Annotated in this window: 24 protein-coding genes; 13 read left to right on the top strand and 11 right to left on the bottom strand. The window is 69.0% G+C overall.

Going from position 1 to position 24967, the window contains the following annotated elements:
• Window positions 1–80 precede the first annotated feature (80 nt).
• From AB5J62_RS35555 to AB5J62_RS35545, 3 genes are read right to left on the bottom strand one after another with little or no spacing between them, the layout of a single operon-like run.
• Entirely contained in the window at window positions 81–1601 is a 1521-nt protein-coding gene (locus tag AB5J62_RS35555) for a PucR family transcriptional regulator (protein ID WP_370944379.1), read from the bottom strand.
• Window positions 1602–1604: 3 nt separating this feature from the next.
• Complete coding sequence (locus AB5J62_RS35550; protein ID WP_370944378.1) at window positions 1605–2048, bottom strand: VOC family protein; 444 nt, start codon at window positions 2046–2048, stop codon at window positions 1605–1607.
• A complete protein-coding gene (locus AB5J62_RS35545; protein ID WP_370944377.1) occupies window positions 2045–2392 on the bottom strand; it encodes a PadR family transcriptional regulator in 348 nt (115 codons plus the stop codon). Before AB5J62_RS35545 ends, AB5J62_RS35550 begins: the two co-directional genes overlap by 4 nt.
• Window positions 2393–2449: 57 nt before the next feature.
• On the opposite strand from AB5J62_RS35545, the gene AB5J62_RS35540 reads away from it, so the two are divergent.
• The gene (locus AB5J62_RS35540) at window positions 2450–2833 is read left to right on the top strand and encodes a VOC family protein (RefSeq protein ID WP_370944376.1); all 384 of its coding nucleotides are present in this window, start codon (window positions 2450–2452) and stop codon (window positions 2831–2833) included.
• A gap of 120 nt (window positions 2834–2953) precedes the next feature.
• Here the strand turns inward: AB5J62_RS35540 and rdmE are convergent, their stop codons facing one another.
• On the bottom strand, window positions 2954–4468 hold the full coding sequence (gene rdmE / locus AB5J62_RS35535; RefSeq protein ID WP_370944375.1) for an aklavinone 12-hydroxylase RdmE: 1515 nt from the start codon (window positions 4466–4468) through the stop codon (window positions 2954–2956).
• Between the two features lie 41 nt (window positions 4469–4509).
• Window positions 4510–4989 (bottom strand): hypothetical protein, encoded by a 480-nt coding sequence (locus AB5J62_RS35530; RefSeq protein WP_370944374.1) that lies wholly within the window; start codon window positions 4987–4989, stop codon window positions 4510–4512.
• 166 nt (window positions 4990–5155) lie between these two features.
• Between AB5J62_RS35530 and AB5J62_RS35525 the strand changes: the two genes are divergently transcribed.
• Window positions 5156–6451, top strand: a complete 1296-nt coding sequence (locus AB5J62_RS35525) for a bifunctional o-acetylhomoserine/o-acetylserine sulfhydrylase (RefSeq protein WP_370944373.1) — start codon at window positions 5156–5158, stop codon at window positions 6449–6451.
• Window positions 6448–7536, top strand: a complete 1089-nt coding sequence (locus AB5J62_RS35520) for a homoserine O-acetyltransferase (RefSeq protein ID WP_370944372.1) — start codon at window positions 6448–6450, stop codon at window positions 7534–7536. The genes AB5J62_RS35525 and AB5J62_RS35520 overlap by 4 nt, the downstream gene beginning before the upstream one ends.
• Window positions 7537–7628: 92 nt before the next feature.
• On the opposite strand, the gene AB5J62_RS35515 is transcribed toward AB5J62_RS35520, so the two are convergent.
• Window positions 7629–8135, bottom strand: a complete 507-nt coding sequence (locus AB5J62_RS35515; RefSeq protein ID WP_370944371.1) for a hypothetical protein — start codon at window positions 8133–8135, stop codon at window positions 7629–7631.
• 50 nt (window positions 8136–8185) lie between these two features.
• Window positions 8186–8776 (bottom strand): TetR/AcrR family transcriptional regulator, encoded by a 591-nt coding sequence (locus AB5J62_RS35510; protein WP_370944370.1) that lies wholly within the window; start codon window positions 8774–8776, stop codon window positions 8186–8188.
• A gap of 194 nt (window positions 8777–8970) precedes the next feature.
• Here AB5J62_RS35510 and AB5J62_RS35505 point away from each other — a divergent pair, with 194 nt between their 5' ends.
• The 10 genes from AB5J62_RS35505 (at window position 8971) to AB5J62_RS35460 (ending at window position 19894) form a co-directional block, all read left to right on the top strand.
• The gene (locus tag AB5J62_RS35505; protein WP_370944369.1) at window positions 8971–9744 is read left to right on the top strand and encodes an SGNH/GDSL hydrolase family protein; all 774 of its coding nucleotides are present in this window, start codon (window positions 8971–8973) and stop codon (window positions 9742–9744) included.
• Between the two features lie 199 nt (window positions 9745–9943).
• Window positions 9944–10741, top strand: coding sequence for an SGNH/GDSL hydrolase family protein (locus AB5J62_RS35500; protein ID WP_370944368.1), 798 nt, complete (start codon window positions 9944–9946; stop codon window positions 10739–10741).
• A 98-nt stretch (window positions 10742–10839) separates the two neighbouring features.
• A complete protein-coding gene (locus tag AB5J62_RS35495; protein WP_370944367.1) occupies window positions 10840–11604 on the top strand; it encodes an SGNH/GDSL hydrolase family protein in 765 nt (254 codons plus the stop codon).
• Window positions 11605–11680: 76 nt separating this feature from the next.
• The gene (locus AB5J62_RS35490; RefSeq protein ID WP_370944366.1) at window positions 11681–13291 is read left to right on the top strand and encodes a carboxyl transferase domain-containing protein; all 1611 of its coding nucleotides are present in this window, start codon (window positions 11681–11683) and stop codon (window positions 13289–13291) included.
• 5 nt (window positions 13292–13296) lie between these two features.
• Window positions 13297–15282 carry a biotin carboxylase N-terminal domain-containing protein gene (locus tag AB5J62_RS35485; protein WP_370950423.1) on the top strand — a complete coding sequence of 662 codons (1986 nt, stop codon included), beginning with the start codon at window positions 13297–13299 and terminating at the stop codon, window positions 15280–15282.
• Window positions 15279–16433 (top strand): acyl-CoA dehydrogenase family protein, encoded by a 1155-nt coding sequence (locus tag AB5J62_RS35480; protein ID WP_370944365.1) that lies wholly within the window; start codon window positions 15279–15281, stop codon window positions 16431–16433. The genes AB5J62_RS35485 and AB5J62_RS35480 overlap by 4 nt, the downstream gene beginning before the upstream one ends.
• A 46-nt stretch (window positions 16434–16479) precedes the next feature.
• Window positions 16480–17247: a type I methionyl aminopeptidase gene (gene map / locus AB5J62_RS35475; RefSeq protein ID WP_370944364.1), complete on the top strand. Its 768-nt coding sequence runs from the start codon at window positions 16480–16482 to the stop codon at window positions 17245–17247.
• Window positions 17248–17256: 9 nt separating this feature from the next.
• Entirely contained in the window at window positions 17257–17763 is a 507-nt protein-coding gene (locus AB5J62_RS35470; protein ID WP_370944363.1) for a GNAT family N-acetyltransferase, read from the top strand.
• 37 nt (window positions 17764–17800) lie between these two features.
• Window positions 17801–18715: an SDR family oxidoreductase gene (locus tag AB5J62_RS35465; RefSeq protein WP_370944362.1), complete on the top strand. Its 915-nt coding sequence runs from the start codon at window positions 17801–17803 to the stop codon at window positions 18713–18715.
• A gap of 123 nt (window positions 18716–18838) precedes the next feature.
• Entirely contained in the window at window positions 18839–19894 is a 1056-nt protein-coding gene (locus AB5J62_RS35460; RefSeq protein ID WP_370944361.1) for an alpha/beta fold hydrolase, read from the top strand.
• A 52-nt stretch (window positions 19895–19946) separates the two neighbouring features.
• Here AB5J62_RS35460 and AB5J62_RS35455 read toward each other — a convergent pair whose 3' ends face one another.
• The 4 genes from AB5J62_RS35455 to AB5J62_RS35440 form a co-directional block, all read right to left on the bottom strand.
• On the bottom strand, window positions 19947–20948 hold the full coding sequence (locus AB5J62_RS35455) for an MASE1 domain-containing protein (protein WP_370944360.1): 1002 nt from the start codon (window positions 20946–20948) through the stop codon (window positions 19947–19949).
• A gap of 116 nt (window positions 20949–21064) precedes the next feature.
• Window positions 21065–22273 (bottom strand): acyl-CoA dehydrogenase family protein, encoded by a 1209-nt coding sequence (locus tag AB5J62_RS35450; RefSeq protein WP_370944359.1) that lies wholly within the window; start codon window positions 22271–22273, stop codon window positions 21065–21067.
• Complete coding sequence (locus AB5J62_RS35445) at window positions 22270–23565, bottom strand: acyl-CoA dehydrogenase family protein (RefSeq protein ID WP_370950422.1); 1296 nt, start codon at window positions 23563–23565, stop codon at window positions 22270–22272. Before AB5J62_RS35445 ends, AB5J62_RS35450 begins: the two co-directional genes overlap by 4 nt.
• Window positions 23566–23686: 121 nt before the next feature.
• Window positions 23687–24886 (bottom strand): low temperature requirement protein A, encoded by a 1200-nt coding sequence (locus AB5J62_RS35440; RefSeq protein WP_370944358.1) that lies wholly within the window; start codon window positions 24884–24886, stop codon window positions 23687–23689.
• Window positions 24887–24967 lie beyond the last annotated feature (81 nt).

Here is a 24967-nt window from a genome sequence, read left to right as displayed (position 1 = left end):
CCTTTGTCGACAGTTTTCGACAAAGGGATCGTTCGGCGCGATCCATGCGGACTAACGCATAGGCCATTCGGCCGATCGGGTTAACCCCAGCGTAACGTGACGAGCTGGGTGAGTAAGGCCAGCCGGACGTCCGGGTCCTCCAGATCGAGTGGCACGAGCTCCAGCAGGCGGCGCATCCGGTAGCGCAAGGTGTTCGGGTGGATCCGGAGTTCGCGCGCGGCCGCGCGCGGGTCGCCGGGATGCCGCAGCCACTCGTAAAGCGTGTCGACGTACCCGCTTTCGTTGGCCTCGTCGTGTGCGCGCAGCAGGCCGAGCGGGCCGAGGTCGGCGACCCGCGCGCCTGCCGCCGCCGTCGCGCCGCGGTGCAGGACGAGCGCGGTCCACGCTTCGTCGAAGGTGACGAACCGGCCGGGCACCAGTCCGGCGCGCAGCAGCCCGAGCGCTTCGTCGGCCTGAGTGCGTGAAACGGCCAATTCGCCTATTTCGCAAGCACTTCCGGCCGCCACGCGACCGGGTGCGTCGGCGAGCACGCCGGACCAGCCGTCCTCGTCGGGCACGACCGCGTAGAGCAGGCCGTCGAGCTCGGTCGCGGCCGGGCGGCGGCCGATGCCGCGCGAGATCTGTTCCAGCAGCGCGAGCCTGCGGCCCTCGGCGTCCGGGCTGTGGTCGCCGGGAATCTCGATGACGACGACCCGGTGCGGCGCGTCGGCGAGGTCGAGATCGGCGATGGCGCGCCGCGGCCCGACCTTGCCTTCGAGCACGGCGCGCAGCAGTTCGGCCGAAGCGCGGCGCTGGGCGTCGGCGTGCGCGCGGCGGCGCAGCAGATGCAGCGCGACGACCGGCGCGGCGTCGGCGAACGCGGCGGCCCGCTCGTCGGAGACCGGGCCCGCGACGACCGCCCACATCGAGCCGAGCAGCTCGCCGCCCATGCGGATCGGCACGATCAGGCGAGGCAGCGTGCCGTCCCGTTGCGCCGGCACGAAAATCGTCTGGCGGCCACGGGAAAGTTCGCGGAAGACCCCGCGCGACCGGAACTTCGCGAGCACGTCGTCGGGGATGCGGCGGCCCATGATCGTGGAGACGCGCGCGGAGTCGGTGAGGTCCTGGCGCGCCGAGTAGGCGAGCACGCGGGAGTTGGTGTCCTCAATGGTCACCGGAGCGTCCACAACGGACGCGACGGCATCCGCGAGCCGGAAAAGGTCGGCGGAGCCAGGGCTTTCCAGCTCGGCCTCGTCGGCGATCGCGTCGAGCACGGTCCTGAGCAGCCAGACGAGCTGGGCCCACGACGTCGCCGCGCGGACCTCGATCAGCGCGATGCCCGCCGACTTGGCGGCCCGTTTGACCGCGGCCTTGCCCGCCAGCGGCGGCTTGAACACGACGGCGGCCGCACCGTTCGCGCCACAGGTGCGCACGAGCGCGACCGCGTCCGCGGCGTCCTGTGTGGACACCGCGAGCACGAGGTCGCCGGGCCCGCCGGTCGTCGCGTGGCCGCCAGGCTCGGCGATCACCACGTCGGCGACCGTCGGGCCGTTTTCGGGCAGCAGCAAGGCATGCAGCAGTGTCGGGCCGACCCGGTCGACGACCGTGCGCACGGAGATCACGGCTCATACCTCCGGCGGGGTGCGGTCGTCGATGTCCTCGGGCGTGAACTGCTCGCGCTTCGTGGTGAGCGCCCAGCGGTGACCGTCGGGGTCGACGACGCGGCCGTACCGTTCGCCGAAGAACATCTCCTGGATCGGCGCTTCGACGGTCGCGCCGGCGAACACCGCACGCCTGGCGAGATCGTCGGGATCGGTGGTTTCGAGCGTGAGCAGCATCGGGGTGCCGCCGACCGTGCCCGGCGCGAGCGCGTCGAGCTGCGGGATCTCCTCGCTGAGCAGCAGTCTGGCATCGCCGACGGCGAGTTCGACGAAGAGGACGGTGCCGTCCGGAAGCACGTTGCGGAACAGCTCGACCGCGCCGAAAGCCTTGCTGTAGAAGGAAAGTGAGACCTTCACGTCCTTGACGAACAAATGCGGCACGAGGCCGAGCGTGCGTGCGTGGTTCATGCGGCACCCGTCTGGTCGAGCAACCCGGCCCGATCGGCGGCCGCGACGAGCCTGCCGAGCAGCGCCGCTTCCCGCGCGGCCCGTTCACGGCCGTGCGGGGTGAGCCGGTAATAACGGCGTCGCGCGTCGTGCGGCTCGTCCTCGCGGGCGTCGGGCACCTCTTCGACCAGGCCGTCCGCGGCGAGCCTGGCCAGCGTGCGGTACAGCGTGCCCGGTCCCAATTGGACGGACCCGCCGGTGACCTCGTTGATGAAACCCATGATCCCGTAACCATGCGCCTTGCCGCCCGCCAGCGCGAGCAGGACTTGGAACCCAGCCGGGGTCAGCGGGTTGCTTTCGGCCATGCCCGGAGCATACACTCCACGCTCGTTGTATCCATGATGGATATATTGGGAGCTGCCATGATCCGCGGAGTGCACAAGATCGTCGTCCCGGTGCAGGACCAGGCGCGCGCGGTCCGGTTCTGGACGGAGACCGTCGGATTCACCGTGACCACGGACGTCCCCTACGACGACAAGGGCAACCGCTGGATCGAGGTGACCTCGGCCGACGGCGCGGTGGCGCTGATACTGAGCACCGACCCCGCCGACTCGCGCCCGGCCACACGCGACGAGCTGCCCACGTCGAACTTCTTCTTCTACGCGGACGACCTGGAGAAGACCTACGCCGAACTGACCGCGCGGGGCGTCGAATTCCCAGCCCCGCCCGAAAAGCAACCGTGGGGCTGGTGGTCGATGTTCTGCGACAGCGAGGGCAATCGGTTCGCCCTCCAGCCCCGGGACTGACGAAAAAATCCCAATGCGTCTTTCGGTCCGTGGTGGGGACCGAAAGACGCATTGGGGCCCTAGTAGGTGCCGAAAGACGCATTCGGGACCTGGAAGGGACCGAACGACGCATTGGGATTTTTACCGGCCCAGGAGCTGGGTGAGCGCGGTCGACAGGGCGCCCGTGGGGTCCTCGGTGGCCGGGGAGCGCCACGCGACCATGCCGTCCGGGCGGACCAGGGAGGCGCCGCCCGGGGTGAGGCCGAAGGTGCCCGGCGGGACCACGTGGTGGTCGACGCGCGGGCCGGAGATCGCCGAGGCGGCGGGCGCCCAGGTGCTGTCCGAGAACACGACCCAGCCGTGGCCGAGTACGTCCACTGTGGACCGGCCGTCGGGCAGGGTCACGTTGGGCGCGCGGAAACCCGGTCGCCCGGTCGGCGTAAGGGGGTCTTCGGTGCGGGACGGGTCGTCATCGTCGGCGAGGACGGCGGTCGAGCGGTAGCGGAAGCCGAGGCAGAGGGCCAGCGGGTCCTCGGCCGGGGTCAGGCCGGTGACGTCCAGGTCGGGGTGCATGCGCTGCTTCATGTTGTGCAGCGAGGTGTCGATGACCATGCGCGCGTACGGCCTGCGCTCGGCCTCGTAGGTGTCGAGCAGCGCGTCACCCGCTTCGCCGCGCAGGACGGCGGCGAGTTTCCAGGCGAGGTCGTGGCCGTCGCCGATGGCCGTGTTGCCGCCCATGCCGCCGGTCGGCGGGGTGACCTTCGCGGCGTCGCCGACCAGGAAGACGCGGCCGGAGCGGAAGCGGCGGGCGAGGCGGGCCGCGACCTCCCATGGCGCGGTCCAGTGGAGGATCGGATCGAGGTCCGGCTCGTCGGTCGCGATCCGGATCATCTCGATCAGCCGTTCGGGGGTGAAGTCCGCCGGTGATTCGCCCTTCGACGGGTGGTAGTCCGGCGCGAAACCGTAGTGGTCCGGGGTGTCCGTGCTGCAGAAACCGGCCGTGAAATGCTGATTCTGCAAGTAGAAAAGGTCGGTGACGTCGGTGCGGACGCGGTCGCCGAGGTTCGCTTCGAAGAGCACGCCGAGGCAGTGGGAGAGCGAGCCGGGACCGTCGGTCTCGATGCCCAGTGCCGAGCGGACGCGGCTGCGGCCGCCGTCGGCCGCGATCAGGTAGCGCGCGCGGACCGTGGTCTCTTCCCCCGAAGAGCGCAGCACCGCGGTGACCCCGTCCTCGTCCTGCTCGAACGACACCAGCTCGGTGTCGAACCGCACGGTCGCGCCGAACTTCTCCGCGCGCCGCAGCATGATCGGCTCGACCAGGTCCTGGCCTGCCATGCCGTGCGTCATCGGTGTCGCAGCGCTGAGGTCGAGCTCGCCGACGTCGTCGAAGAGCCGGTGGAACACCTGCCCGCCCAGGCTCGCGGCGACGGTGATCCGCAGTCCGCGCCGGGCTCGCGGGCTGCAGTCGAGCACCTCCTCGTCGATGCCTGCGTAGCGGAACAGCTCCATCGTCCGCCAGCTCTGCCCGGCCGCGCGCGGATGCACGGACGTGCTCGCGTGCCGGTCGACCGTGAGCACGTCCACCCCGTGCTGTGCCAAGAACATCGTCGCCGAGAGCCCCCCGTAGCCCGCCCCCACGACCAGTACGTCAACCATGACACCCCTCCGTTGCCAAATATCTTAGCAACCAAAGTATCTTACGAACTAAGAGGAGTCAACGCCCAGCGAGTCTTCTTCCACGGCTTGAAGATCGAGACCTGCGTCGCGAACAGCAGCAGCATCAGCCCGGCCGACATCGCGGTGACCAGCATGATCGCCGTCTTGCCGATGGGCTCGCCGCGTGCCGCGAGCTCGGACGCCTTGGAGAACGCCGGTACGACGCCGAGATTTCCGCCCAGCAGCAGCGCGATGGTGGCCGCCAGCTTGAGCAGCACCCAGTAGTGCTTGATCAGCTCCCACTTGGTGCCGAGTGACAGCACGACGCCGCTGACGAAGGTCAGTGCGCTCGCCGGGAAGTAGAAGAGGTCGCCGAGCCTGCCCGCGACGATGTGCGCGCTCTGGTCGCCCATCACGCCGAGCGCGAGGATGCACAGCTCGACGCCGATCCAGGCGACCGAGGTGACGACGTGACCGTAGAGCCACCACTTGCGGGTGGCCGGCCGCATTCTCCAGTCCATGCCGAAGAGGGTCGCGCCGCGGGCGGGGTCGCGTCGTCCGGCAGGGTACGTCAGTTCCGCGTACGCCCGAAAGAGTACGCGGTGCTCCCACGTCGTGAGAGACGTTGGCCGCTCGCGCGCCCGGCGTTAGCGTCGGCGCAAAGCCGTTGAGCCACAAGGAGTATTCATGAGCGCCTGGTCATTCGAGACGAAGCAGATCCACGCGGGCGCCGCTCCGGACCCGGCGACCGGCGCTCGCGCGACGCCGATTTACCAGACCACGTCCTATGTTTTCCGCGACAGCCAGCACGGCGCCGACCTGTTCAGCCTCGCCGAGCCAGGCCACATCTACACCCGGATCAACAACCCGACGCAGGACGTGCTCGAGCAGCGGGTGGCCGCGCTCGAAGGCGGCGTCGCGGCGCTCGCGTTCGCGTCCGGCTCGGCGGCGACCACGGCGGCCATCCTCAACCTGGCGAGCGCGGGCGACCACTTCGTCTCCAGCCCCTCGCTCTACGGCGGCACGTACAACCTTTTCCATTACACACTCCCGAAACTGGGCATCGAGGTCACCTTCATCGACGACCAGGACGACCTGGACCAGTGGCGCGCCGCGGTGCGCCCGAACACCAAGCTCTTCTTCGGCGAGACCCTCGCCAATCCCGGCAGCAACGTGCTCGACATCCGCGCGGTCGCCGACGTCGCGCACGAGGCGGGCGTGCCGCTCGTGGTCGACAACACCATCCCGACGCCGGTGCTGCTGCGCCCGATCGAGCACGGCGCGGACATCGTGATCCACTCCGCGACCAAGTACCTCGGCGGGCACGGCACCACGGTCGCCGGGCTGCTGGTCGACGGCGGCACCTTCGACTTCGGCGCGAACCCCGAGAAGTTCCCCGGTTTCAACGAGCCCGACCCGAGCTACCACGGCCTGAAGTACTGGGAGGCGCTCGGCCACGGCGCGTTCGCCGCCAAGGCGCGCGTGCAGCTGCTGCGTGACACCGGCGCCGCCATCGCGCCGTTCAACAGTTTCCTGATCTTGCAAGGCATCGAGACGCTGTCGCTGCGTATCGAGCGGCACGTGTCCAACGCCAAAGCGCTCGCCGAATGGCTGGAGCAGCGCGACGAGGTCGAGAAGGTCTACTACGCGAGCCTGCCGTCGAGCCCGTTCTACGACGCCGCGCAGAAGTACCTGCCCGGCGGCGCGGGAGCGGTGCTCTCGTTCGACCTGCGCGGTGGCGTGGCGGCGGGCCGCGCGTTCGTCGACGGGACCGAACTGCACAGCCAGCTGGTCAACATCGGCGACGTGCGCAGTCTCATCGTGCACCCGGCTTCGACCACGCACAGCCAGCTTTCGCCGGAAGAGCAGCTCGCCAGCGGCGTCACGCCCGGCCTGGTGCGCCTGGCCGTCGGGCTCGAAGGCGTCGAGGACCTCAAAGCCGATCTGGAAGCGGGATTCCGGGCGGCCAAGGCGGCACTGTGAGCGAACCCGTCACGGGCGCGTGGCGCGCGACGGACCACCCCGGCCGCAGGCAGTGGGCCACGGGCGGGCCGTTGCGGACGGAGGCGGGCGGCCTGCTGCCCGCCTTCTCACTCGCGTACGAGACGTGGGGGACGCTGAACGCCGACGCCTCGAACGCGGTGCTCGTCGAGCACGCCTTGACCGGTGACAGTCACGCGGCCGGGCCCGCCGGGCCCGGCCATGTCACGCCGGGCTGGTGGGACGGCCTGATAGGGCCGGGCAAGGCGATCGACACCGGCGAGTACTTCGTCGTGGTGCCGAACGTGCTCGGCGGCTGCCAGGGCTCGACCGGCCCGTCCTCGGTCGCCGACGACGGAAAGCCTTGGGGCGGCAGGTTTCCGTCGCTGACCACGCGTGACCTGGTCGCCGCCGAGACACTGCTCGCCGACACGCTCGGCATCGAGCGCTGGGCCGCCGTGCTCGGCGGCTCGATGGGCGGCATGCGCGCGCTGGAATGGGCGGTGACCTGGCCGTCGCGCGTCGGCGCGCTGCTCGTGCTCGCGTCGACCGCGCGGGCGTCGGCCGAACAGATCGCGTGGGCGTCGCCGCAGCTGCACGCCATCCGTTCGGATCCGCACTGGCACGGCGGCGATTTCTACGACGCCGAAGAGGGCCCGCATCGGGGACTCGGGATCGCGCGGCGGATCGCGCACGTGACCTACCGCAGCGAACCCGAGCTGGCCGAGCGCTTCGGGCGGGAAAAGCAGTCCGACGGCCGGTTCGCCGTCGAGTCCTATTTGGACCATCACGCCGACAAGCTGGTGCGCCGCTTCGACGCGGGCAGCTACGTGGTGCTCACCGAGTCGATGAACGCGCACGACGTCGGCAGGGACCGAGGCGGGGTCGCGGCCGCGCTGAGCCGGGTCACCGCGCGCACGATCGTGGCCGGGGTCGACAGCGACCGGCTGTACCCGCTCGCCCAGTCACGCGCGCTCGCCGAGGGCGTCGGCGGCGAGGCGGCGGTGGTGACTTCTCCCTACGGGCACGACTCTTTCCTGATCGAGACCGACCAGATCGCGGCCTTGGTCAAGGCACTTCTGGGCTGAGGGCCGGGATAAAGCCCGCTTTACTCCCGGGGATAAAGCCCGCTTTATCCCCGGGAGTAAAGCCCGCTTTATCCCCGGGAGTAAAGCCCGCTTTATCCCGTCACCGCGTCCGAGATCCAGGTGGCGACGGGCAGGTCGCGCTCGAGGCATTCGGCCGAGAGCCGGATCGTCCAGCGCAGCGCCTGCAGGACGAGGCTGTCGACCTCGTCGGGCGCGGCGCTGGCGAGCGCGATCTCGACCTGCTCCTCGGCGGCCTCGGTGTTGCCGTGCACCTCCGCCAGCAGCGTGCGCACGGCCGTGCGCACGGGCGGATCGGCCTGGTCGATCGAGACCTCTTCGCCGTCCTCGTCGAACACCTGCACCTTGACCGGCGCGCTGCCGCCGTCTCCCAGCGTGGACACCATCGCGCTGCACTCACCGAAGAGCAGCATCATCAATGCCCTGGTCTCGGCCGATTGCGCCTCGGGCTCGGCCGCGGACGGCGCCACCTCGTCGAGTGCCTCGGCGTCCTCACCAAGGCTGATCGCGACGAGGGCGCGTTGCGCCTTTTCGACGAGCCGCTGCTCGTCCTCGCTCCTGTCCGGCTGCACGTCCCCCATCAAACACCAGCTTGCCAAGGTTTGGGGTAGTCCGTGCGAGCGAGGGGTGATCACCTGGCGGCGTGCAGCGCACCCAGCGCGAGCCTGCCCAGCAGCTCAGCCAGCTCTTCGTCACCGAGATGGCGGTTGTACGGGGTCGAATTGATCAGCCCGAACACCGCGTGTGCCGCCGAGCGCGCCTGCCGCTCGCCGACGCCGGGCACCGCCGCCGAGATCGCGCGCACCCAGACCTCGACGTAGCGGCGTTGCAGCCCGCGCACCTGCTTGCGGTCGTGGTCGGTCAGGTTGCCGAGGTTGCGCTCCTGCACGGTGATCAGCGCCGGGTGCGCGAGCGCGAAGTCGACGTGGAACGCCACGAGCGCGGCGAGCACCTCGTCGGGGCCGCCGTCGTGCGCCACCCGCGCGGTGCCGCCGTCGAGCAGGAACTGGCTGATCGAGTTGAGCATCTCGCCGAGGATGGCGTCCTTGCTGCGGAAGTGCCGGTACAGCGCGGGCCCGGAGATGCCGACGGCCGCGCCGATGTCGTCGATGCCGACGCCGTGGAAGCCGTGGTGGGCGAAGAGCTCGGCCGCGGCGGTCATGATCTGTTCGCGCCTGTTCGCCTTCTCGCCGTTCACGAGTGGGGTGGTGTTGGCCGGCATGGCCTTATCTTAGGTCCGCGTGTTAGCGAGCGCTAACACAGTCTTCGGTACGACTTCCTGCTTGGGCCAAGCGGGTTACCTGGGGAAATACCTCTTCTCATGTCGATGAGACACCTGGTATTGATCTGTCACGTTGCTACGTCACAAAGGAGTGACCCATGGCCGTCCCTGCCCGAAAACTGTCACTGATTCGGATGAGCGCGGCCCTGGGGGTCGCGGCACTCGCGATGCTCGGCGTCGTGAGCCCCGCCAACGCCGTCAAGGCGACCAACTACGTCGCACTCGGCGACTCCTACTCTTCCGGCGTCGGCGCCGGAAGCTACGGCAATTCCGGCGGCTGCAAGCGCAGCGCCAACTCCTACCCGCAGCTGTGGGCGAACCGGCACGCCGGCACCACGTTCACCTTCGTCGCCTGCTCGGGCGCGCGGACCGGCGACGCGCTCAACCAGGCCAACTCGATCACCTCGGCGGCCACGCTGGTGACCATCTCGATCGGCGGCAACGACGCCGGGTTCACGGACGTGATCACCAAGTGCACCCTGGGCTCCGACCAGGACTGCATCAACCGGGTGAACACCGCCAAGGCCTACGCCACCGGCACGCTCCCCGGACTGCTGGACGGTGTCTACAGCAAGATCAAGTCGAAGGCGCCCAACGCGCGGCTGATCGTGCTCGGCTACCCGCGGTTCTACACGGTTCCCGGCTCGTGCAGCGTCGGGCTGAGCGACACCAAGCGGTCCGCGATCAACTCCGGCGCGGACACGATCGCCTCGGTGACCTCGGGCCGCGCGTCCGCGGCTGGCGCGACCTTCGTGGACGTGCGCGGCTCGTTCACCGGGCACAACATCTGCTCCGGTGGCAGCTCGTACCTCAACAGCCTGACCTGGCCGGTGGACGAGTCGTATCACCCGACCGCGCTCGGGCAGTCCAACGGCTACTACCCGCCGCTGGCTTCGGTCACCGGGTAACCGTTTCGAGGGTTGAGCCGGGCCGTCCCGCCGACGGCCCGGCTTTTCCCATTCATCGGTGATTCCGATTCATGAATTGTCAGATCGGCTTTACTTCGCCAGGTCGCGCTGAGCTGAACGGGTTGCTTGATCGCTTTCCGCGGTTTTGGGGTGGTATTCGTTTTTGCACCCCGTCACCCCATTCCCGAAGGAGTCGACCGTGCCTGACACCGTCGTCAGAAGATTCCGCTGGCTGAGCGCGCTCACCGTGCTCGCGACACTGGGCCTCGCGACACCGGCGCTCGCCGTCAAGGCGACCACCTACTTCGCGCTCGGCGACTCCTATTCGTCCGGCGTCGGCGCCGGGAGTTACGGCAATTCCGGAAGCTGCAAACGCAGTGCCAACGCTTATCCGCAGCTATGGGCGAACAAGCACGCCGGCACGAACTTCACTTTCCTCGCGTGCTCCGGCGCGCGCACCGGCGACGTGCTGAACCAGGCCAACTCGGTCACCTCCGCGGCCACGCTGGTCACCGTTTCGGTCGGTGGCAACGACGCCGGGTTCGTCGACGTGATCACGAAGTGCACGCTCGGCTCCGACCAGGACTGCGTCAACCGGGTGAACACGGCGAAGGCGTACGCCACCGGCACGCTGCCCGGGTTGCTGGACGGTGTCTACGGCAAGATCAAGTCGAAGGCGCCGAACGCGCGCCTGATCGTGCTCGGGTACCCGCGGTTCTACACCGTGCCCGGCTCGTGCGGTGCCGGGCTGAGCGACACGAAGCGGTCGGCGATCAACTCGGGCATCGACGTGGCGACCGGCGTGCTGTCGCAGCGCGCCGGCGCTGCGGGCGCGACCTTCGTGGACGTGCGCGGGTCGTTCACGGGACACAACATCTGCTCGTCGGGTGAGTCGTACCTGAACAGCCTGACGTTCCCGGTGGACGAGTCGTACCACCCGACGGTCGCGGGCCAGGCCAAGGGCTACTACCCGCCGCTGGCCGCCGTCACCGGATAAGAGCTCGTGCGCGTTGCGGGCGGTTAGAACCGCCCGCAACGCGCACGAGTCCTTTACCCTGGGGTTGGCCCCGGTCCCCTGACTCGAAGGAGCGACCCGTGGCCATCCGCACCCTCTTGCTCGCGTTCCTGCTGATCATCGGCCTGGCGGCCCCTGCGAGCGCCGCCGGCGGCTACTTCGCGCTCGGCGACTCCTACTCGTCCGGCCTCGGCGCCGGGAAGTACGGCACCTCCGGCAAATGCAAGCGCAGCGTCAACGCCTATCCCCAGCTCTGGGTGAACGAGCACGCCGGGACCAGCCTGACCTTCCTCGCCTGCTCGGGCGCGACCACCGCGGATGTCCTGAAACAGGCCGATTCGATCAAGCCGAGCGCCTCGCTCGTCACCCTTTCGGTTGGCGGCACGGACGCGGGCTTCTCCGACGTCATGGTCACCTGCGTCCTCAACTCCGCGCAGGCGTGCGCCAACCGCGTCGGCGTCGCGCGCAAGTTCATCACCGAAACGCTCCCGGGCCGTCTCGACGCGGCACTCGCGAAGATCAAGGCCAAGGCGCCGAACGCGCGCGTGTTCCTCGTCGGCTACCCGCGCCTCTTCGCCGACGGCGGCTCGTGCGGCTTCAGCGCGGGCATGCGCAAGGCGGTCAACGCGGGCGCCGACACCATGGCTGCCGTCGAGGCCGAGCGCGCCGCGAAGGCCGGAGTGACCTTCGTGGACGTTCGCCCGGCGTTCACCGGGCACAACGTCTGCGCCGCTGGCTCTCAGTATCTGCACGGCGTCGCTTCGCCACTGGAAGAGTCGTTCCACCCCACGAAAGCGGGGCAGTTCGGCTACTTCAGGGCACTCGCCATGGTTACCGACGGGTAGTCCGTCAGCTCGCCTGGACACCTGAGTTAGCGGTTGTTAACATCGCGGTGTTAACGACGGCTAACATCGAGGAGCCATGGACAGGCCCGTGCTGACCAGTTCCGCGGATCCGCGGAGCGACGAGTATTCGCGTAACGTCACCGCTCACGCCGAACTGGTCGAGGACCTGCGCAAGCGGCTGTCCGCGGCCCGGCTCGGCGGTCCGGAGAAGTCACAGACGCGGCATGTGGAGCGCGGCAAGCTGCTCCCGCGCGACCGCGTCGACACCCTGCTCGACCCCGGTTCGCCGTTCCTGGAGCTCTCGCCGCTCGCGGCGACCGGGCTCTACGACGACGAGGCGCCCGCCGCCGGCATCATCACCGGCATCGGCCGGGTGTCCGGGCGCGAATGCGTGATCGTCGCGAACGACGCCACGGTCAAGGGCGGCACCTACTACCCGATGACCGTCAAGAAGCATCTGCGCGCGCAGGAAGTCGCGCTGCACAACAACCTTCCGTGCGTTTACCTGGTCGACTCCGGCGGCGCGTTCCTGCCGAAACAGGACGACGTCTTCCCCGACCGCGAGCACTTCGGGCGCATCTTCTACAACCAGGCGACCATGTCCGCGCGCGGCATCCCGCAGGTCGCGGCCGTGCTCGGGTCGTGCACCGCGGGTGGCGCGTACGTGCCCGCGATGAGCGACGAGGCGGTCATCGTGCGGAACCAGGGCACGATCTTCCTCGGCGGCCCGCCGCTGGTGAAGGCCGCGACCGGCGAGGTCGTCACGGCAGAGGAGCTCGGCGGCGGCGATGTGCACGCCAGGCAGTCCGGTGTGACCGACCACCTGGCCGAGAACGACGCGCACGCGTTGAAGATGGTCCGCTCGATCGTCTCGACGCTCGGCCCGCGCACGCCGCGGCCGTGGGACGTGCTGCCGACCGAGGAACCGGCCGTCGACCCCGACCTCTACGGCGTCGTCCCGACCGACCCGCGCACCCCGTACGACGTGCGCGAGGTGATCGCCCGGATCGTCGACGGCAGCCGCTTCGCCGAGTTCAAGAAGGAATACGGCTCGACGCTGGTCACCGGCTTCGCGCACATCCACGGGCACCCGGTCGGCATCATCGCGAACAACGGCGTGCTGTTCGCCGAGTCCGCGATGAAGGGCGCGCACTTCATCGAGCTGTGCGACAAGCGCTCGATTCCGTTGCTGTTCCTGCAGAACATCACCGGGTTCATGGTCGGGCGCGCGTACGAGGCCGGCGGTATCGCCAAGCACGGCGCGAAGATGGTCACCGCGGTCGCGTGCGCGCGGGTGCCGAAGCTGACCATGATCATCGGCGGCTCGTTCGGCGCGGGCAACTACTCGATGTGCGGGCGGGCCTATTCGCCGCGCTTCCTGTGGATGTGGCCCAACGCGCGGATTTCCGTGATGGGTGGCGAGCAGGCGGCTTCGGTGCTGTCGACGGTGCGCCGCGACTCCATCGAGGCGCGTGGCGGTGAATGGTCCACAGAGGACGAAGAGACCTTCAAGGACCCGATCCGCCAGCAGTACGAAGCCCAGGGCAGCCCGTACTACTCGACGGCGCGGCTGTGGGACGACGGCGTGATCGACCCGGCGGACACCCGCACGGTGGTCGGCCTCGCGCTCGGCGCGGCGGCGAACGCCCCCTTGGAACCGGTCAACTACGGCGTATTCAGGATGTGACGGCAGTGTTCGACGCGGTTCTGGTCGCCAATCGTGGCGAGATCGCCGTACGGGTCATCAGGACCCTGCGGGACATGGGTATTCGTTCGGTCGCGGTGTACAGCGACGCGGACGCCGACGCCAAGCACGTGCGCGAGGCGCACACGGCTGTCCGAATAGGACCGGCTGAGGCAGCCAAGAGTTATCTCTCGATTCCGGCCATCGTGCAGGCGGCGGTCGACTCGGGTGCGCAGGCCGTGCACCCGGGTTATGGCTTCCTGGCGGAGAACGCGGAGTTCGCGCGGGCTTGCGAGGCCGCCGGGCTGGTGTTCATCGGGCCGCCGGTGAGCGCGATCGACGCCATGGGTGACAAGATCAGGGCCAAGGCGACGGTTTCGTCGGCCGGTGTCCCTGTCGTGCCCGGTGCGTCCGATGTGGACATTCCGGCCGGTGGCTTCGCGGAAGCCGCGACCAAGGTCGGTTTCCCGTTGCTGCTCAAGCCGTCCGCCGGTGGCGGCGGCAAGGGCATGCGGCTGGTCACGGCGCCCGGCGAGCTGGACGCGGCCGTCGAGTCCGCGCGCCGCGAGGCGAAGGGCTCGTTCGGCGACGACACGCTGTTGATGGAGCGCTTCGTCACCACGCCGCGGCACATCGAGATCCAGGTCCTCGCGGACACGCACGGCAACGTGATCCACCTCGGTGAGCGTGAATGCAGCCTGCAGCGGCGGCATCAGAAGATCATCGAAGAGGCGCCTTCGGTGCTGCTCGATGAAGAGACCCGCGCCAAGATGGGCGCTTCGGCCGTCGAGGCCGCGCGTTCGGTCGGCTACGTCGGCGCGGGCACGGTCGAGTTCATCATGTCGGCCAAGACGCCCGACGAGTACTTCTTCATGGAGATGAACACCCGGCTGCAGGTCGAGCACCCGGTGACCGAGCTGGTGACCGGTCTCGACCTGGTCGAGTGGCAGGTCCGCGTCGCCGCCGGTGAAGTCCTTTCGGTCCGGCAGTCCGACGTCGTCCTCAATGGACACTCGGTCGAAGCCCGTGTCTACGCCGAAGATCCCGCACGCGGGTTCATCCCGACCGGCGGCACGGTGCTCGCCGTGCACGAGCCGAGCGGCGATGGCGTGCGGGTGGACTCCTGGATGACCGAGGGCACGGTCATCGGCTCGAACTACGACCCGATGCTGGCCAAGGTCATCGCCTGGGGCCCCGACCGTGCCGCCGCGTTGCACCGGCTGGACCTGGCTTTGGCCGACACCGCGCTGCTGGGTGTCGGCACGAACATCGCGTTCCTGCGCGGGCTGCTGAACGACGAGGAGGTCAGGGCCGGGCGGCTGGACACCGAACTCGTCGAGCGTCGTCTGTCCACTGTGGTCACCTCGGAGGTCCCGCGTGACTTCTTCGTGGCGGCCGCGATGGACAAGCTGCTGGCGTTGCAGCCTTCCGGTTCCATTGTGGACCCGTGGGACATTCCCGACGGCTGGCGGCTCGGTGGCGCGGGCGGGATGAACTTCAGCCTGCGGATCGGCGACGCCGAGGCCTCGGTGCGCATCGAGGGCACACCCGCGAACGCGCTGGTCACCGTCGATGATCGCGAACCGGAGCGCATCTCGGCGCGCTGGGACAACGGCGTGCTGGAAGTCCGGCACCCCGGCGGTTTCCGCCGCTACCGGCACGTGGCCGGCAAGGGTCGCAGTGTGTGGCTGGCCCGTGACGGGCATTGTGTCGCGGTCGAAGAGCGCGCGGACATCCTTGCGGGACAAGGCGAATCCGCCGGTGGCGGGCCGGTCAAGAGCCCGATGCCCGGCACCGTGCTGGTGGTCAAGATCGGCAAGGGCGACACCGTCAGCGCGGGAACGCCGCTGATGGTCGTCGAGGCGATGAAGATGGAACACACGATCACCGCGCCGGTCGACGGCGTGGTCACCGAACTGCATGTCCAGGCGGGCCAACAGGTCGCGCTGGACGAAGCACTGGCCGTGGTGACCCCACAAGAGGAGCAAGCGTGATCGACTTCCGGCTGGACGAAGAGTACGAGGCGCTGCGCAAGACCGTCGAGGATTTCGCGCGGTCCGAGGTCGCCCCCGTGATCGGCGGCCTTTACGAGCGCGAGGAATTCCCGTACGAGATCGTCGCGAAAATGGGGGAGATGGGCCTGTTCGGCCTCCCGTTCCCCGAGGAGTTCGGCGGCATGGGCGGCGACTACTTCGCGCTGTGCCTGACGCTGGAGGAACTCGCGCGCGTCGACTCGTCGGTCGCGATCACCCTCGAAGCCGGGGTTTCCCTTGGCGCGATGCCGATTTACCGCTTCGGCACCCAGGAGCAGAAGGAAACCTGGCTGCCCCAGCTGACCTCCGGCCAGGCGCTCGGCGCGTTCGGCCTCACCGAGCCCGGCGGCGGCTCGGACGCGGGCGCGACCCGCACGCGCGCCAAGCTCGACGGCGACAGCTGGGTGATCAACGGCAGCAAGTCGTTCATCACCAACTCCGGCACGGACATCACCCGCTTGGTGACCGTCACCGCGGTCACCGACGTCAAGGAGAACGGCCGCAAGGAGATCTCCGCGATCATCCTGCCGTCGGACACCCCCGGCTTCACGGTCGCGCCGAAGTACTCCAAGGTCGGCTGGAACTGCTCGGACACGCACGAACTCGCCTTCGAGGACTGCCGCGTCCCCGCCGAGAACCTGGTCGGCGACCGCGGCCGAGGCTACGCCCAGTTCCTGTCCATTTTGGACGAGGGCCGCATCGCGATCGCGGCGCTGTCGGTCGGCCTTTCGCAGGGCTGCGTCGACGAATGCCTGAAGTACGTCAAGGAGCGCGAGGCGTTCGGCAAGAAGATCGGTGAGTACCAGGCGATCCAGTTCAAGATCGCCGACATGGAGATCCGCGCGCACACCGCCCGGCTCGCCTACTACCAGGCCGCCTCGAAGATGCTGCGCGGCGAGCCGTTCAAGAAGGAAGCCGCGATCGCCAAGCTCGTCGCGTCCAACGCGGCGATGGACAACTCGCGCGACGCGACCCAGATCTTCGGCGGCTACGGCTTCATGAACGAGTTCCCGGTCGGCCGCTTCTACCGCGACGCCAAGATCCTGGAGATCGGCGAGGGCACCTCCGAGGTGCAGCGCATGCTCATCGCCCGCCACCTCGGCGTCGCCTGAACCCCGGCTTGACCATACCGATAACTATACCGGTATAGTTATCGGTATGGTTGAGATCAAGACTCAGGGTGAGCTGGACGTCATGCGCGAGGCCGGGCGGGTCGTCGCGCGGACGCTGCGCGCGGTCAAGGAGGCGTCGGCGATCGGGGTGAGCCTGCGTGAGCTGGACGAGGTCGCCGCGCAGGTCATCGCGGACAACGGGGCCAAGCCGTCGTTCCTGCACTATCAGCCGAGGTCGGCGCCGTCGCCGTTCCCGGCTGTCATCTGCGCGAGCGTCAACGACGCCGTCGTGCACGGGATCCCGTCGGACTACCGGCTCCGGGACGGCGATCTGGTCAGCATCGATGGCGGCGCGTACATCGACGGCTGGCACGGTGACGCCGCCATCAGCTTCGTGGTCGGCACCGCGGACCCGGCCGATCTGGAACTCATCGCGACCACCGAGCGCGCGCTTCAGGCGGGGATCGACGCGCTGGTCGTGGGCAACAAGCTGGGCGACGTCGGGCACGCTGTCGCGGGTGTCGGCAGGCCCGCCGGGTACGGGCTGCTCGAGGATCACGGCGGGCACGGGATCGGCCGGGCGATGCACGAGGACCCGAGTGTGCCGAACGAGGCGCGTCCCGGGCGGGGGCTGAAACTCAAGGCGGGCATGGCGTTCGCGATCGAGCCGATGTTCATCCGCGGTGGCTCGGACGAGTATCGGCACGCGGCGGACGGCTGGACGCTGCACACGCTCGACGGCAGCCGGGCCGCGCATGTCGAACACACCGTCGCGGTCACCGAAAACGGCCCGTGGGTGCTCACCGTCGAGTAGAACTTAGGCATGGCAAGTATTCGTCAGGGCAGTTCCGCCGACTACCCGATTTTGATCCAATTCTTCGACGACGCGGTCGGCTGGCTGACCGAGCGCGGCAGCGAAGGCCAGTGGGGCACCGAGCCGTGGTCGGGGATTCCGCGGCGGGTCGAGCAGGTCCGTGAGATGGCCGCGAATCCCGGGCTGGTCATCGCCGAGGTCGACGGTGAGCCCGCCGGCGCGCTCATCGTCTCCCCGCAGCCGCCGGACATGGTGACGCCTGTCGACGAACCCGAGCTGTACGTCCGGCTGCTGATCACGTCGCGCAAGCACATCGGCGAGGACGTCGGCGGGCAGCTGCTTCGGCACGCGCGCGCCGAGACCGAGCGTCGCGGCGTAAAGCTGCTCAGGGTCGACTGCTGGGCCGGCGGCAAGGGTGATCTCGTGCGCTACTACGAGGGGCAGGGCTTCACGTCGACGTTCCAGTTCGACCATCACGGCTGGATCGGTCAGGTGCTCGAACAGCGGTTGCCCTAGCCGTACCGAGTTGGCATGCTGCCAACAAGGAGGCGAAATGGGCAAGCACCGTTCTCTGCGTGGCAAGGTCATCGTCATCACCGGAGGTGCGCGCGGCATCGGCGCGAAAACGGCCGCCGCGCTGCGCGAGCAGGGCGCGAAGCTGGCGCTCGGCGACCTCGACCAGGTCGAAGTCGAGAAGACGGCGGCCGAGCTGGACGCGCTCGGGCTGCCGCTCGACGTCACCGACACGCGCGGGTTCACCGCGTTCCTCGACGAGGTCGAGCGGCGGCTCGGGCCGCTCGACGTGCTCGTCAACAACGCCGGGATCATGCCGCTGTCGCCGCTCGACGAGGAGGACGACGTGTCGACGCGACGGCAGCTGGAGATCAACCTGCACGCCGTCATCCACGGCACCCGCGAGGCGATGCTGCGGATGCGGCCGCGCGGATCCGGCCACATCGTGAACGTCGCGTCGATGGCGGGCAAGGCCGGTTTCCCCGGCGCGGCCACCTACTGCGCGACGAAGCACGCCGTGGTCGGTTTGTCCGAAGCCGTCCGGCTCGAACTGCGCGGCAGCGGCGTCGAAGTGTCGTGCGTGATCCCCGCCCGTCGCCCGCCACCACCCTCAACCGAGGCGCTGCGCGCCGCTGTGTTCATTCCGATCGTCCGCACCGAGCTGGCGAGCGGGCTCGGCGAGGCGAAGTTCTTCAAGTCGCTGCAGCCCGAAGACGTGGCCGCCGCGATCGTCGACGCGTTACGCAGGCCACATTTCGACGTCTTTGTCCCGAAATCACTCGACGCGATGGGAAGAATCACACGCCTGCTGCCCCGGGCGGCCGGTGAATGGATCGCGCGCACGTTGGGCGGCGACCAGCTTTTGGCTTCAGCGGCCCATTCCAGCGCACGGTCGAGCTATGAAGCGCGCGCCGCGGAAAGCGCGCCTTCGGTCGGCACGGACGGCGATTCTTAACTCGGACGGACTAGCCGAACCGTCCGAAGTGGACCGCTGGGTGGGATGGCCGCCCGGGTGGTGGTTGAGTCGTGCCCCGGGTTCACGGCAAGATTGCTTCCTCGAACCTTCTGGGAGGCATGAATGGTTTCCGCACCGGCCCGCTTGGCCGCCGCCGCGTCGAACGTGGTCGGGAAGGTGCTGCACGGCGGCGTCGCGGACCTGCGCCCGATGCCGAGGGTGCTGATCGACCAGGGCCCGAACCGCTCGGTCTACCGGATGACCACCGGCGCCGCGCCCGCGTCCGGCCCGCCGATCCTGCTCGTGCCTCCGCTCGCCGCGCCCGCGATCTGCTTCGACCTGCGCCGCGGCTGCAGCCTGATCGAGCACCTCGTCGAAGACGGCCGCAGCACCTACCTCGTCGACTACGGCAACGTCGCCTTCTCCGACCGCAGGCTCGGCATCGAGCACTGGATCGACGAGGTGCTCCCGCGCGCGATCCGCAAGGTCTCCCAGGACGCCGGCGGCCAGGGCGTGCACCTGGTCTCGTGGTCGCTCGGCGGCATCTTCTCGATGCTCGTCTCGGCCGACCAGCCCGAGCTGCCGATCGAGTCGATCACCGCGATCGGCTCACCGGTCGACTTCACCGCCATCCCGATCATGGCCCCGTTCCGCCCGCTGGTGGACCTGACCGGCGGCCACCTGCTCACGCCGATCTACCGCGCGTTCGGCGGCGCACCGTCCTATTTGGTCAGCAAGGTGTTCCGCGCGACCGGCATCAGCAAGGAGATCACCAAGCCGATCGCGATCTTGAAGAACCTCGACGACCGCGACTATCTCGCCCAGATCGAGGCCGTCGACCACTTCATGGACAACATGATCGCCTACCCCGGCCGCACGTTCGGCCAGCTGTACCACCGGCTGTTCAGGACGAACGACCTGGCCGAAGGGACAGTCGACCTGAACGGCCGCATCATCTCCCTGTCCGACGTGAAGGTGCCGACCCTCATCGTCGCGGGCGAGAACGACACGATCGCGCCGCGGCCGTCGGTCGAGCGCGTGGTCGAGCTGCTCGAGAACGCGCCGTCGGTGCGCTTCGAGACGGCGCCGGGCGGTCACCTGGGCGTGCTCACCGGCCGCAAGGCGCGGAACTCGACGTGGCGCTACCTGGACGAGTTCCTGGCCGAACAAGCCGTTTAGGGTCGTGAGCGTTGCGGGCGGTTAGAACCGCCCGCAACGCTCACGAGCCCTTTCACGGGTCGCGGGGTGGGCGGTCCGAGATGTTCTGGATGATGTCGAGCACCGCGCCACGCAGCGACTGGGCGGGCGCGATGCGCGCGACCATCTCGTTGAGCTGGACGCACGCCTGCTCGGCCTCGGCCCGGTTGCGCTGCACGGTGACGGTCGCGAGCAGCAGCGCGCTGAGCGCGACCGAGCCGTCGAGCGCCTGCAGGGTGATCATGCGCAGCGGGAGCTGCATGTAGGAGAACGGGCCCCAGCCGCGCGCGGCGGCCAGGATCGCGATCGTGCAGACGGCGAGCGCGCCGCACAGCGCACCGGCCTGTTCGAACCGCAGCGCGGCCCAGATCAGCCACGGGAACACGAGGAACAGCAAGGTCGCGGGCGCGGTAGTCGCGACGACCGCCGTGCCGATCGTGCCTGCCGCGAGCACGATCGCCTCGACCCAGCGCGCGGCGGGCACGTCTTTCGGCCAGCGGAAACGCGGCGCGATGAGCAGCAGTGGAGCGACCGTGAGCACGCCCATCGCGTCCCCGGTCCACCACACCGTCCACCCGGTCCAGAAATGCCCGACCGTCCCGGACATCGCCAGCGCCGCCGAGCCGATGGTCGAGCTGACCAGCATCGCGCCCAGCGCACCGGCGAACACGAGGATCAGCGCGTCCCGCAGCCGATCGAACTTCCGCCGGAACCCGAGCTGTTTCAACAGGTAGTAGGCGACCAGCGGCGCCAAGGTGTTGCCGACGCTGATCCCGGCGAACGCGAGCAACGGCTCGCCGCCCACCAACGCGTTCGCCGCCAGCGCGCCGAGACTGATCCCCGGCCACACCCGCGGCCCGAACAGCAGCAGCGCCGCCAGCGCGATCCCGGTCGGCGGCCACAGCGGCGTGATCTTCATGTCGATCAGCGCGAGCTGGAACCCGACCCTGGCACCGAGTAGATAAGCCAGCGCGACACCCAAGATCAAGACGCCCCAAGGCGCGGTGCGGCCGAACAGGGGTCCCGTTCGACTCATAGACCGCTCCGGCTCGCGCACCATGGACCCGGAAGCCTACCCCCGCGCCGGCCTGGTGCCCGAAAGCCACTTTCGGCAGATCGCATCTGACGAAAGTGGCTTTCGGGGTATCGCGGCTACTTGAGCTCTGTCGAGGTCTTGCCGAGGATGCGGCGGGCGACGATGAGCTGCTGGATCTGCTGGGTGCCTTCGAAGATGTCCAGGATCTTCGCGTCGCGGGCCCACTTCTCGAGGAGGGATTCCTCGGTGTAGCCCACGATTCCGGCCAGTTCGACGCACTTGAGGGTGATCTCGACGACCGAGCGGCCTGCCTTCGCCTTGGCCATCGAGGCTTGCAGGGAGTTCGGCTTGCGGTTGTCGGCCATCCAGGCGGACTCCAGGGTCAGCAGGTACGCCGACTCGTAGTCCGCTTCGAGCTGGAGGTAGGCCGCCGCGGCCGCGTGCTGGGTGTTGGCGGGCTTGTCGTAGTCGACGACCACGCCGGCTTCGGCGAGGATGCGGGCGGTCTCCTCCAAGGCCGCGCGGGCGACGCCGACGCCCATGGCGGCGACCAGGGGGCGGGTGTTGTCGAAGGTCTGCATGACCCCCGCGAAGCCCTTTTTGGTGTCGATCTCGGGGGTGCCGAGGAGATTGTCCTTGGGGACGCGGCAGTTCTCGAAGCGGAGGACCGCCGTGTCGGAGGCGCGGATGCCGAGTTTGTGCTCGACGCGGACCACCTCGAAGCCGGGGGTGCCTTTTTCGACGACGAAGGACTTGATGGCCGCGCGGCCCTTGGTCTTGTCCAAGGTCGCCCAGACGACCACGGCGTCGGCGCGCTCGCCGGAGGTCACGAAGATCTTCTCGCCGTTGAGGACGTACTCGTCGCCGTCGAGGCGGGCGGTGGCGGTGATCGCGGCCGAGTCGGAGCCGCAGCCGGGCTCGGTGATGGCCATCGCGGCCCAGATGCCGGAGAAACGCTTGAGCTGCTCCTCGTTCGCGACCGAGGCGATGGCCGCGTTGCCGAGACCCTGGCGGGGCATCGTCAGCAGGAGGCCGACGTCGCCCCAGCACATCTCGATCGTGCCGAGCACGACATTCAGGTTGGCGCCGTTGCGGTTGCCCTTGTCGGCTTCCTTCTCGTTGCGGCGGACGCCTGCCGCGCCCGCGCCGCCCTCGCCCGAGGAGTTGAGGCCGTCGAGGAGCGCGGCGAACATGTCGAGCTCGGTCGGGTAGGTGTGCTCGGCGCGGTCGTACTTGCGGGAGATCGGCCGGAAGACCTCGGCCGCGGCCTGGTACGCCTGGTTGATCAGGGCGCCGGCCTTCTTGGGGGCTTCGAGGTTGATCACAGCAGAATTCCGCCTTCCATGACACCGATGGCACGCAGATCGCGGTACCAGCGCTCGACCGGGTGCTCCTTGATGAAGCCGTGCCCGCCGAGCAGCTGGACGCCGGCGTTCCCGATCTGCATTCCCTTGTCCGTGGCCAGTTTGCGGGCCAGCGCGACCTCGCGGGCGTACGGCTTGCCCTGCTCGGCGCGGGCCGCGGCGCGCAGGGTCACCAGGCGGAGGCCTTCGAGTTCGATCGCGATGTCGGCGATCGAGAACGCGACCGCCTGGCGGTGGCTGACCGGCTCGCCGAACGCCTGGCGCTCGTTGACGTACGGCACCACGTAGTCGAGAACGGCCTTCGCGGTGCCCGCCGCCAGCGCGGCCCAGCCGAGCCGGGACAACCGGACGGCCTCGGTGAACACCTCGGGCTTGCCGCCGCCGAGCAACGCGCCCGCCGGCAGGGAAACCTTGTCCAGGTGGAGTTTTCCGGTCGCGGCGCCGCGCAGGCCCATCGCGGGCTCGGACTCGATCGAGACGCCCGCGGTGGACGATTCGATGATGAACAGCGCCGGGCCGCGGCCTTCGAGGTCGGCAGAGACGACGAACAGCTCGGCCTGCGCGGCGCGCGGTACCAGCGACTTGACGCCGTCGAGCTGGTAGCCCTTCGGGGTGCGCTTGGCCTTGACCGACGGCTTGAACGGGTCGAACAGCGGCGTGCGCTCCTGCAGCGCGAACGCGGCCGCGGGGACGTTCTCGCCGACGAACGCGGGCAGGTAGTCGGCCTGCTGCTGCTCGTCGCCCCACAGGACCAGCGCCGTGCTGACCGCGGACGGCGCGAGCACCGCGAGCGCGAGCCCGAGGTCGCCGTGCGCGAGGGACTCGGCGACCAGCGCACTGGTGACGACCGAGCGTTCCGCGCCGACGCCGCCGAGTTCTTCGGGGATGCCGACGAGCGTGATGCCCAGTTCGGCGGCGCGGCTCAGCAGGCCTTCCGGCGCTTCGAGTTTCGCGTCGGCGTCCGCAGCGGCGGGCCGGAGCTGCTCGGCGGCGAACTCGGTGACCGTCTCGACGATGAGCTGCTGGTCCTCGCTCGGCGTGAGATCGAACTGGCCGGTGTCGGTGGTGGGCGCGAGGCGTTCCGGCGCGTTGCGCTTCTGTACCGCCTTGAACGTCCGCCCGGCGGCGCCCGCGACCCGGAAGCCGTTGCGGGTGCCCGAGGTGACCAGGCCTTGCAACGGTTTGCGCAGCCCCGCCTTTTCGATCGCCTTGCTCCCGGCCAGCCGGGTGAGCGCGGACAGGCCGATGCCCATCGCGTCTCGTTTCTTCGGGGCAGCCATGAGTCGCCTCTCCCTAGCGTTACCTACTCACGAGTAGGTTAGCTCGGGTTCGGCGGTTTCGCCAGCTCTGGGGTCGTGAGTGGTACGGCCGGTTCTAACCGGCGATCCCACTCACGACCTTTGACCTGCGGTTTCGTTCGAAAGTTATGAGGCCCAACACCGTCACCGAGACGATCGCGACCAGCGCGGCGGCAGGTACGTGCTCCAGGAGTGGAGTCGCGGCCAGCAGGAGGACGGCGAGGATCAGGCGCTGGTGGTTCCAGGAGCCGAGGTTGCGCCTGCGCAGGGCGGCGAGTGTGAACAGGTAGAGCGCGAGGCCGCCGGTCAGCGCCCAGATCGGGACGCCATGCAGTGCTTCCGAGGCGCTGTGGTGCTCGGTGTCCGCGACGTAGAGCAGAGCCTTCTTAAGCCCTAACGCGACCAGGACGATCCCGGCGATCAGCGGCAGATGCATGAACGTGTACGAGTCCGTGGCGATCTTGACGCGCTCGGCGCCTTCCGCCTTCGTCAGCTTGTGCTCGGACACGTGCGCGACCACGTCGAAATACGTCCACCACATGCCCGCCGCCAGCGCGAGGCCGCCGGTCGCCGCGCCGACCACGAGCCACGACATCGGCAGCGCCGAGATCCCGATCCCGATGGCCACGATGGACTCGCCGAGCGCGATGATCACGATCAGCCCGTACCGCTCCGCGAAATGCCCAGGCTGGTTCACCCGCCACTCCGAGGACCTGGTGAAGAAGACGTTCCCGTAGTCCCACAGCATCGCGACCGCCCACAGCCCGAACTGGGGCCAGCCGCCGAAGAACGTCGCGACGGTGAGGAGCGCGACGCTCGGCAGCACGCCGGGGAACATCTGCAGCAGCACCTTGCGCAGTCCCGGATCGTGCCGCGCGGCGCCGAGGTACGCGACGAGATGCAGCAGCCGCACGGCCAGATAACAGCCGACGAACAGCAGCGGCGCGTCCAGCCCGCCGGGCAGGTCGGTGAACGCCTCCGGGATCGTCAGCGAGACCAGGAACGACACGGCCATCGCGCCGAACAGCGCGAGCCTGGCGATGCCCTGGTCGACGTGGATGGTGTTGCCGAGCCACACGTATCCGCTCCAGCACCACCACAGCACGGTGAGCATCGCCATGCCCTGGCCGATGCCGAGCGGCGACAGATGATCGGCCATCAGCTGGGTGGTCTGCGTGATCGCGTAGACGAAGACGAGGTCGAAGAACAGCTCCAGGGTGGAGACGCGGTGATCCTCGTCTGCCGTGACGAGGTGCAGGCGGCTTGTCGTGGGCACGCGCGACAGTATGACCGCGAACGCGCGCCGAAGCGCGTGGTTTCGCCCGATGGCGAACATGGTGGGGCTGACCCCCGTGCC

Source organism: Amycolatopsis sp. cg5 (assembly GCF_041346955.1).
Lineage (GTDB): Bacteria > Actinomycetota > Actinomycetes > Mycobacteriales > Pseudonocardiaceae > Amycolatopsis.
This window is presented reverse-complemented; position numbering and strand designations above follow the sequence as displayed.